Source organism: Micromonospora sp. NPDC047812, assembly GCF_040704175.1.
GTDB lineage: Bacteria > Actinomycetota > Actinomycetes > Mycobacteriales > Micromonosporaceae > Micromonospora.
Window position 1 is genome coordinate 26,208 of sequence record NZ_JBEYRY010000021.1, and the last position, 9,092, is coordinate 35,299.

7 protein-coding genes are annotated in these 9,092 nt (G+C 73.9%); 1 reads left to right on the plus strand and 6 read right to left on the minus strand.

The window, feature by feature from the left end; genetic code table 11:
- Window positions 1-35: 35 nt before the first annotated feature.
- Together AB0883_RS30410 and AB0883_RS30415 are read right to left on the minus strand one after the other, a co-directional pair.
- Window positions 36-1,049, minus strand: coding sequence for a hypothetical protein (locus AB0883_RS30410; RefSeq protein ID WP_366644710.1), 1,014 nt, complete (start codon window positions 1,047-1,049; stop codon window positions 36-38).
- 76 nt (window positions 1,050-1,125) lie between these two features.
- Entirely contained in the window at window positions 1,126-2,148 is a 1,023-nt protein-coding gene (locus tag AB0883_RS30415; RefSeq protein WP_366644711.1) for a ketoacyl-ACP synthase III, read from the minus strand.
- 678 nt (window positions 2,149-2,826) lie between these two features.
- On the opposite strand from AB0883_RS30415, the gene AB0883_RS30420 reads away from it, so the two are divergent.
- Window positions 2,827-4,014 (plus strand): histidine kinase, encoded by a 1,188-nt coding sequence (locus tag AB0883_RS30420; protein ID WP_366644712.1) that lies wholly within the window; start codon window positions 2,827-2,829, stop codon window positions 4,012-4,014.
- Between the two features lie 49 nt (window positions 4,015-4,063).
- On the opposite strand, the gene AB0883_RS30425 is transcribed toward AB0883_RS30420, so the two are convergent.
- The 4 genes from AB0883_RS30425 to AB0883_RS30440 form a co-directional block, all read right to left on the minus strand.
- The gene (locus tag AB0883_RS30425; protein WP_366644713.1) at window positions 4,064-4,651 is read right to left on the minus strand and encodes an L-tyrosine/L-tryptophan isonitrile synthase family protein; all 588 of its coding nucleotides are present in this window, start codon (window positions 4,649-4,651) and stop codon (window positions 4,064-4,066) included.
- 152 nt (window positions 4,652-4,803) lie between these two features.
- Window positions 4,804-7,554 carry an AAA family ATPase gene (locus tag AB0883_RS30430; protein ID WP_366644714.1) on the minus strand — a complete coding sequence of 917 codons (2,751 nt, stop codon included), beginning with the start codon at window positions 7,552-7,554 and terminating at the stop codon, window positions 4,804-4,806.
- Between the two features lie 45 nt (window positions 7,555-7,599).
- Complete coding sequence (locus AB0883_RS30435) at window positions 7,600-8,391, minus strand: alpha/beta fold hydrolase (protein WP_366644715.1); 792 nt, start codon at window positions 8,389-8,391, stop codon at window positions 7,600-7,602.
- 54 nt (window positions 8,392-8,445) lie between these two features.
- Complete coding sequence (locus AB0883_RS30440; protein WP_158618968.1) at window positions 8,446-8,619, minus strand: hypothetical protein; 174 nt, start codon at window positions 8,617-8,619, stop codon at window positions 8,446-8,448.
- Between the last annotated feature and the right edge of the window lie 473 nt (window positions 8,620-9,092).

The window sequence follows — 9,092 nt, forward strand, 5'->3', positions numbered from 1 at the left end:
ACGTCATGCCGCCGATCAGCAGCTCCAGGTGGTTCTCAGCCGTGGCCATGCTCGGTGCCCCCCTCCGTGCCGCCGCCGGTCGTGTCGGCGGGGACAGCGGCTCCGCCGTTGCGTACGGCCTCCTCGTTGCGGGCCTTGGCCGCCGCGAAGGCCTCCTCGGTCAGGCCGTGCGGCGGCGGGTTGGGGCCGTTCACGCGCAGGGTGAACGACGCCGTACGCACGACGCCCTGGTGCTGGAAGTCCAGGAACAACCGGTAGTCGCCGAAGCTGGGCGCGGTGGCGTGGAACAGGATGTCCGGACCGGGAGCGGTCTTCCCGTCGCCCGGCGTGCCGTCGGGGTGGACGTGCAGGTACGCCATGTCGCCGTCGCGGAGCGCGACCAGGTGCCCGAACGCGCCGAGGTACGGCTCCAGGTCGGTGACCGGCTTGCCGTCCTTCGCGACGCTGAGCGTCAGCTTGCCGCTCTTGCCGGGCTTGAGCTCACCGCCGAGGGTCACCGTGTACCCGTCGACCGTCGAGGTGGCCGACGGCGCCGGCAGCGCCTCCGGCCGGTAGTCGCCCGAGACCGACACGTCCGCCCCGAGCGTCTCGCCGTGGATGCCCCACAGCGGCATGTAGTCGGCGAAGACCCGGTACTCGCCCGCCGCCGCGAAGGTCAGCGGCACCCGCCACACGCCGTCCGCGCCGAGGTTCGGGTGGACGTGCTGGAAGTTCGTGAGGTCGCGCCGCGCCACGATCAGGTGCATCAGCTTCTCGTGCTGCGGCTTGTACTTGACCAGCGGCGTGCCGTCGTGCTGCAGGATCTGGAAGGCGAAGGTCTGCTTCGTGCCCGCCCGGACGTTGTCCGTGATCACCTTCAGGTTCATGCTCTCGTGGTTGAGGGTCAGCCCGTACGAGGACTCCTCGGCCACGGCGGCCGGCTTGGCGGCGGGTGCGGGCGCGGGTGCGGCGGTCGGCGGGGGCCCGACCACGCGGCCGACGGTGTAGGCGCTCCCGAGCACCAGCACCAGGGCGAGCGCGAACGCGCCGAGTTTCGTCAAGGTCTTCATGAATAACCGTCCTGTTTCGACAGGGTTGGCGTGGAAGCGGGCAGGGTTTGCGGGGTCCGGTGGCCGGCCGGCGGGCTCACCGGTCACCACCGGGGTCCGGGCCGGGCGCCCGGCCCCACCGCAGCAGGCACGCCCCGAACGACATCCCCCCGCCGAACCCCAGCAGGAGGACGAGGTCGCCGTCGTGGAGCAGCCCGGCCCGGTTGGCGTGGTCGAGGGTGAGCGGCACCGAGGCGCTGCCGACGTTCGCGTACTCCTCCACGGTGCGGTGCGTGTGCGCGGCGGTCAGCCCGCACGCGCGTACCAGCTCGTCGAGGAGCAGGCCGTTGGGCTGGTGCGGCACCACGTGCGCGACGTCCGCCGCGCCGACGCCCGCCCTGGCCAGCAGCTTGTCCACGAACGGCGGGACCTCCTGGAGGACGAGCCCGGTGACGTCGCGGCCGTGCATGCGGAAGAAGTGGCCGCCGTCCGCCACCGTCGTCTCGGACGCCGGCAGCCTGCTGCCGCCCGCCGCCACCCCGATCAGGTCGCTGGCGTCGCCCCGGCTGGCCAGCTCGTACTCGACGACACCGCGCCCCGGTGGCGTCGTCCCCACGACGGCCGCGCCGGCGCCGTCGCCGAACAGCACGGCGGTACGCCTGTCGTCGAAGTCCAGGATGCGCGAGTACACGTCGGCGCCGACCACGAGCGCGTGGGTGCCCGGCCGGTCCGCCACCAGCGACTGCGCCAGCACCAGGGCGTGCACGAATCCCGCGCACACCGCGTTGATGTCGAAGCACGCCGCCCCGTACGCGCCGAGTCGGTCCTGCACCAGGCAGGCCGTCGGCGGCTGCGGGTGGTCCGGGGTCGACGTCGACACGATGAGGTAGTCGACGCGGTCCACGCCGAGGCCCGCGTCCCGCAGCGCGCGGGCCGCGGCCCGCGCGGCGAGGTCCGACGTGGCCTCCTCCGCCGCCGCGAAACGGCGCGAACGAATGGCGGTCTTGCGTACGATCCATTCCGGGCTGGCGCCCGGCACGCGACGCACGATTTCCTCGTTCGGCAATGCTCGCGCGGGCACCCAGGATCCGGTGCCCAGAATTCCGACGGATGAGGACACAGCAGCCTCCAGAGAGGAGAGGCATTTCGTGTCTGCAAATTAGCCGAGTGGAACCATCGACCGCAATCACGTGCGCCACCTGTCGACACAGCCCGCGGCGCAAATTACCGGGCGATGGCGGAACAATTTCGAGGCGATGGAACACGCAATTTCCGGGCCGCCCGGGAACCCGCCGTCCACCCACCGACGCACGGTTCACCCGTGCAGTTCTCCCGGAACGGACGTGACACCCGGGGATGGGATCCGACGCGTCGTCGCCGCCATGCTGACGGCACGACCGACCGCGTGGCGACGGCCCGCGGCACGGCCGGCGACCCGCGGGGCGGACCGGCGCCCGCCGGCGCCCACGCGACCAGGACCGGACGGAGGCCCTCCGATGACAGCGCAGCTCCTCGAGACCACCCACCCCACGGGCGAGCCCGACGGGTGGCGGCCCCGGGACGCGACGGCGGGGACGGGTCCACGTCGGCACGAACCGACCGTGACCGATACCATGCATTCCGTGGCGATCGGGATCCGGCAGGCGACAATACCGGGCGCGTCGCCGCCCGGGTCGGCGCGCCCAGGTGTGCCGGCGCCCGGGTCGACTCATCCTGGTGTGCCAGCGCCCGGGTCGGCTCATCCTGGCGTGCCGGCGCCGCCTGGCACGCGCCACGTCCGCAGGGAGCCGTGGCGTTGATGGTCACCGGGACCCGGCCCGCCGGGCCGTCTGAAGCCCTGTCGACCCCGGGCATGCGGCGGGCGAGGCTGTGCATCCTGGCGGGCGCCGCGAGCGGGGTGGCGGCGTGCGTGCTGCTCGCCGCCCTGGAGCTGCGTCGCGAGCCCGACCCGCGCGGGATCGTGCTCGGCGCGGCGGGGGCGCTGCTCATGGTCGTGGCGCTGGCCGGGGCGCTGTACCGGTCGGTCGTGCCGTGGCCAACGACGACCGGCCGGTGGCTGATCGCCGGCTGCGCCACGGCCGCCGTGCTGTCCGTGCCGCTCGTCGGGCCGGTCGGCGGCACCCCGGGCCGGGCCTGGGCGTTCGTGGGGGCCGCGCTCGTGGGGGCCGCGCCACTGCTGCTGCCGGTCCGGTATGCGGTGACCCTGATGGCCGGGACGGTGCTGGTGGCCGCGGCGACGGCCTGGTGGCTCGGCGGTCCCGTGCGGGACGCGGTGACCGTCACGGTGGTGCTCGGGCTGACGGTGGCGACGTGGAACGTCCTGCACCTGTGGTTCTGGACGTTCCGGGCGCAGGCCCGGGAGGGGCGCGACGCCCTGGCCCACCTGGCGGCGGCCGAGGAGCGGCTGCGGTGCGCCCGGGACGTCTACGCCCTGCTCGCGAACGAGCTGTCGGCGCTCGTCCTCAAGGCGGAGCTGGCGTCGCGGCTGGCGTTGGTCGACGGGGAGCGGACCAGGAAGGAGACCGCCGAGATGCGGGCGCTCGCGGCAGCCGCGTCGGCCCGGATGCGCGAGGCCGTGCACGGCTACCGCAGCGTCGGCCTGCGCGAGCAGACGCAGACGGTGGCCCGGGTGCTGCGCAACGCCGGCGTGCGGTGCTCCGTGACGCAGCCGGAGCGCGACCTGCCGCCCGCGCTCACCGGGCCGCTGGTGTCCGTGCTGCGGGAGGCGGGCGCCCACGTGCTGCGCCACGGCGAGGCGCGGTGGTGCACGATCGAGATCGCCCGCGAGGGGTCCGGAGCGCGGCTGACGGTGGTCAACGACGGGGCCGGCGACGGTGCTCCGGACCTCGACGGCAGCGGGCTGCCGGGGCTGGCCGAGCGGCTGCGGGACGCGGGCGGCACCCTACGCACGTGGCGGGAGGACGGCACGTTCACCGTGGAGGCCAGCGTCCGGGACGGCGGGCGCGACAGCACCACCGCGGCATGACGGTGGACCGCGCCCACCCCGCCGGTGGGCACGGTCCGCCGTACGCCGTTCAGCCGGTGGCCGTCAACGCTCCGCCGGGCAGGAGGCACTCGTCGGCCGTGGGCCACCGCGTCGGATCGTCGCCCAGCGTGATGAGTTCGGCGACCTGGAGGCGGCACCACGGCGGGATGGAGTACTGGGCGCCGATCCAGAGGGTGAACGCGACCAGGGGCAGGATGTCCCAGTGCCCGGTGCGGAAGGTGAAGTAGGGCGCGAGGGCCAGCACACCCGCGCCCGTGGCGGCGATCTGCCACCGCACGTTGCGCAGCCCCAGCCCGTACACCGCCTGGGACAGCCACGTCTTGTACACGGCGTCGACGTCGCGGTCGGCGTACGCGTTGGTCATGTCGATGAAGTGCATGATGGACAGCGCCATCACGATCGCCAGTGCGAAGTGGACGGAGGCCAGGGTGCTCAGGTCGTCGACCGACAGCAGCGACGGGATCGCGTAGATGGCCAGCATCACGGGCAGGAACTCGACCCGGCGGATGCCGAGGTCGGGCAGCGAACCGACCACCTTCTCCGGGTTGCGGGACTTCGCGGGGAACGCCGGCAGCACGAAGTGCAGCGGTTCGCCGCTGCGCACGTACCGGCCCACCCGTTCCTCGTGGGTCGCGAAGCAGTCGTCGCACGGCTGCGCTGCGCACGGGTCGTCGGCGTGTTCGAGACGGCGGAAGCGGAAGACCAGTTCGAGTATCTGCCGGGCGAGCGTGCGCTCCCGGCTGCCGACCTGTTAGTCCTCGGCGACGGTCATGTCGTGTCCGATCGCATCGTGGTTTCCTTGTCGCCGCCGGAGGGCGGACCGACCGGGGCGACGCGCCGGCGCCGCGCGCCTCGCGCGCCCTTCGGCGGGTCGATGTGCACCAGCTCCGTACGGGTGCTGATCTTCAATTTCCGGTAGGCCCGCGTCAGGTGCTGCTCGACGGTGCTGACGGTGATGAACAGCCTGTCGCCGATCTCCCGGTTGGTGTGCCCGCGGGCGGCCAGGTTCACGACGCGACGCTCGGCGTCGGTCAGCGTGGCGAGCCCGTCCTTCGCGCCGGCCACAGCGGGGTCGAGGGTGTCGTCGGACGGCTTGAGCTTGCGTCGCAGCAGCTCGGCGTGGCAGCCCTCGGCGAGCTGGAGGGCGTGCGCGCCCATCATCTTGGCGCGCCCGAACTCGCCGAGCGCGTGCCCGGTCTGGCTCAGGTCCGCGAAGACGTGCGCCAGCTCGTGCCGGTCCCCGCTGGCGTGCAGCAGGTCCATCGCCTCGCGCAGCATCACCTGACGTTGCTTCGGCGCGTACGCCGCCGCCAGCGCCCGCAGCCCCATGCCCTTGGCGCGCGGGGCGTCGCCACCCGGCAGCGCCAGGTGTTCGGTGACCAGCTTCCGGGCCTGGTCGGGCCGGCCCATCCGCACGTACAGCCGGGCGAGGTCGACCCGCCACGGCAGCGCGGACGGATCATCGGCGCCCCAGGTCACGGCGAGCTGGCCGGTGGTCTGGAAGTCGGCGAGCGCGGCGTGCCGCCGGTCCACGGCGTCGTAGTAGACGCCCCGGGCCCGCAGGTACTGCGGCCAGAACAGGCTCTGGCGCATCGCGGCCGGCGTCGGCTCCCGCAGGGCGGCCTCGGCCCGGGCGAGCTGTCCGGTCATCGTGCAGGCCAGCACCAGGTGAGCGAGCGGCGAGCCGACGGCGACGCCCCAGGCGGCGGGCGGCATCGTGGCCAGCGCGTCGCGCGCGTGCCGCTCGGCGGCGGCGAGGTCGCCGCGGCACAGGGCGACGGCGGCCCGTACGTCGGTCAGGACGGCCCGCCAGCTCGTGATCCCGTGCGACTCGGCCTCCTCGGCCAGCTTCTCGCACCAGTCGGCGGCGCGGTCGAGCTGGTCGGCGCCGATGAGCACCCGCAGCGCGTGCCACACCGACACCAGGAGGGAGTCACCGGGGCGGGCGCGTTGCAGCACCTCCTCGGCGCGGTCGACCGCCGCGCCCGGCCCGGGGTCGCCCGGATCGTCGCCGCCGTGCGGACGGCAGTGCCGCAGCCACTCGCGGGTGGCGAGGTGGTCGGCGCCCAGGTCCGGATCCGGGTGCGTGGTGAGGTCACCCACCGCGCCCAGCGCCTCCATCGCCTCGTCGTGCCTGCCCTGCCAGGCGAGCGACCGGGCGAGCAGCAGCGTGTCGGCCTCGTCGAGGTGGCCGGCGCGCCCCGCCGCCGCCAGCGACGACAGGTGCCGCGGAACCGCCTCGGGATCGCTGCGCCAGTGCACCCGGACGAGGGCCGCCTCCACGGCGGCCCGCTCGCGGGCGTCCTCCGTGGATCTCAGCGCCAGTTCGAGGCAGTCAACGGCGTGCCGTGCGGCGCCCCCGGCGACGGCCTCCCCGGCCGCCGCGACCAGCACCGGCGCGGCCCAGGACCCGGCCGGCTCACCGACGCCCACCAGGTGCGCGGCCACCTCGGCGGCGGACGCGCCGTCCTCGTGGAGCAGGCGCGCCGCCCGCGACCGCAGTGCCGACTGCGTCTGCGGCGGGCAGTCGTCGAGCACCGCCGCACGTACCGCCGGATGGTGGTAGGAGTGCCCCTCGGTGAGGCCCGCCTCGGCGAGCGCGCCGAGCACCTGCCGGGTGGTCGCCGCGCAGAGGCCCACCAGCCCGGTGACGAGCCCGGCCGACGCGGCCGGGCCGACGACCGCGAGCGCGCGGGCGACGTCGAGCAGCCGGGGGTCGCTGCGGTGCAGGCAGGCGAGCGCGGCCTGGACGAACGACGCACCCACCGTCGGCGCGACCTCCCCGTCGGCGCCGGTGAGGGCGTCGTCGAGCAGCGCGTGTACGAGCATCGGGTTGCCGCCGCTGACGGCGTGCGCCGACGCGGCGAGCCGCCGGGCGGCCTCCGGCCGGATCCGCTCGGCGAGCAGCCGCCCGACGCCGTCGGGCGACAGCGGGAGCAGCCGCAGGTGACGGCAGTGCGGCTGGCGCGTGAGTTCCGCGCGGAACGCCGCCGCCTCGGGCCGCGCGCCCACGCAGCCGCTCAGCACGAGCAGCACCCGCGCGAAGCGGATGCGCCGTTGCAGGTACAGCAGCGCCTGCAACGACAGGGAGTCCGCGAACTGGACGTCGTCGACGACCACCACCAGGGGCCGGTCGGCGGCGACGTCGAGGAGGACCTGGCAGACGTCCTCCAGCAGTTGCGCGTCACCGTGCCGCAGGGTGGGGGCGTCCGGATCCCCCGCCGGCCCGGTGTCGCGCCGCAGCAGCGGCAGGTGGTCGGTCGAGGTGGTCTGGGCCCGGAGGCTGTGGAACAGCTGTCCCACCACCCCCAGGGGGATCATGCTCTCCGCGACCGAACAGGCGGCGGTCAGCACCAGCGCGCCCTCGCCGACGGCCACCTCGGTCACGGCGTTCACCAGCCGGGTCTTCCCGCTGGCGACGCCGCCGTCGACCAGCGCGACCCGGCCCTGTCCCGCGGCAGCCGTCGCGTACGCCTCGGCGAGGTCGGACAGCAGGTGTTCTCTCTCGATCAGTGCCATGTGGGTCACCTCCGGACACTCCTGAGGCTCGGGTCGACCGGCGACTCACCCCGGTTGTTCGGCGTTGGCGACCGTGGCGGCGCCGCGCGAGGCCGAGCTGAGCGACCGGGTGTGCGCCCTGATGCTGCGCAGCACCGCGGACATGTTGTCGTTGAGATAGAAGTGACCGCCGGGGTGGACGACGCACTCGAACCCCGCGTCGGTGTGTTCCCGCCACGCCTTCGCCTCGTCGACCGTCACCCGCGGGTCGCTGTCGCCGATGTGCGCGATGATCGGGCAGTCCAGGCGCGGCCCGGGCCGGTACTCGTAGGTCTCGGCAGCGGTGTAGTCGGAGCGGATGGCCGGCAGGACCATCTGCAGCACGTCCTCGTCATCCAGCAGCGCGCTGTCGGTGCCCGCCAGGGCGCGCACCTCGGCGATCAGGCCGGCGTCGTCCCGCAGGTGGGTCCGCTCCTCCCTGCGGAGGTGCGGCGCCCGCCTGCCGGAGACGAACAGCGCCGTCGGGCCGACGCCCGCCCGCCGCAGCCTCAGCGCGACCTCGAAGCCGATGGTCGCGCCGAGGCTGTGGCCGAAGACGGTGACCGGCCGGTCGACCAGCGGCAGCAGCGCCGCCACCAGCCGGTCCGCGATCTCGTGGGCCGAGGTGAGGCCGGGCTCCCGCAACCGGTCCTGCCGACCGGGGTACTGGACGGCGAGCACGTCGATCTCGGGTGCGAGCGTCCTGGCCACCCGGGCGAAGTAGCTCGCCGAGCCGCCGGCGTGCGGCAGGCACAGCAGCCTGGTCGCCGCGTCGTCCGCCGGGTGGAACCGTCGCACCCACAGGTCGGTGTCCGTCATCTCGTTCCCCCGCGAATCGGATGGTGGCTGCCGGTGGCGGTCGCCCGGGTTCCGTCAGCGGCCCGCGTCGGCCCGGGCCTCGCTCCAGCTGATGGTGGTGGGCCGGACCGCCGCCAGGTCGCTGGTGGTCCAGCTGTCCACGACGTCGATCCGGACGTCGCTCTCCGCCGGGGCGTCGGCGCCGTCGAAGAAGAAGGCATTGAGAATCTCGGTCGCATTGACAGACATGGGAGTCCCCTCTCGCACAGCTTGGCCCGGTGGTGCGGAACGCCACCTAAACCTGCTGGACGGGTACGTGTTTCAACAAGGTCTGCGTTCATCGTCTGCGCGAAGGTTCATCACAGCGCATTCGTGAATCGCTCATACCCGTCACGCCTGGCAGGCCCGGTGACTTTTGTCAATACCCTAGCGGGCCGTCCAGGCGCCGCTAGCGCGGCCTCCAGGCCGGGGCCGCGACCAGGGAAGCCTTGCGCGACAGGGGTCAGGTGCGGTGCGGCGGCCGGCGGAGCGGGCCGGGGGAATTGCTCCCCACCGGCCGTGGGAGCAACCTTCGGCAGCTCACCGGCACCATTCCCCGTCAGGCCGTGCGCCGTTCACCCGACCCGGGTGACGGTCTCATGCCCCACCACCACCCGACAATGCCTGACCAGCAACTCCGCACTGCCAACCCAATAACCCCCACCATGCACCCCCACCTCCTG

What these genes read in the sequence shown, in the direction of transcription:
- AB0883_RS30410 (WP_366644710.1), bottom strand. Translation starts at nt 1,049, where the DNA reads ATGAAGACCTTGACGAAACTCGGCGCGTTCGCGCTCGCCCTGGTGCTG.
- AB0883_RS30420 (WP_366644712.1), top strand. Translation starts at nt 2,827, where the DNA reads ATGGTCACCGGGACCCGGCCCGCCGGGCCGTCTGAAGCCCTGTCGACC.
- AB0883_RS30430 (WP_366644714.1), bottom strand. Translation starts at nt 7,554, where the DNA reads ATGGCACTGATCGAGAGAGAACACCTGCTGTCCGACCTCGCCGAGGCG.
- AB0883_RS30435 (WP_366644715.1), bottom strand. Translation starts at nt 8,391, where the DNA reads ATGACGGACACCGACCTGTGGGTGCGACGGTTCCACCCGGCGGACGAC.
- AB0883_RS30440 (WP_158618968.1), bottom strand. Translation starts at nt 8,619, where the DNA reads ATGTCTGTCAATGCGACCGAGATTCTCAATGCCTTCTTCTTCGACGGC.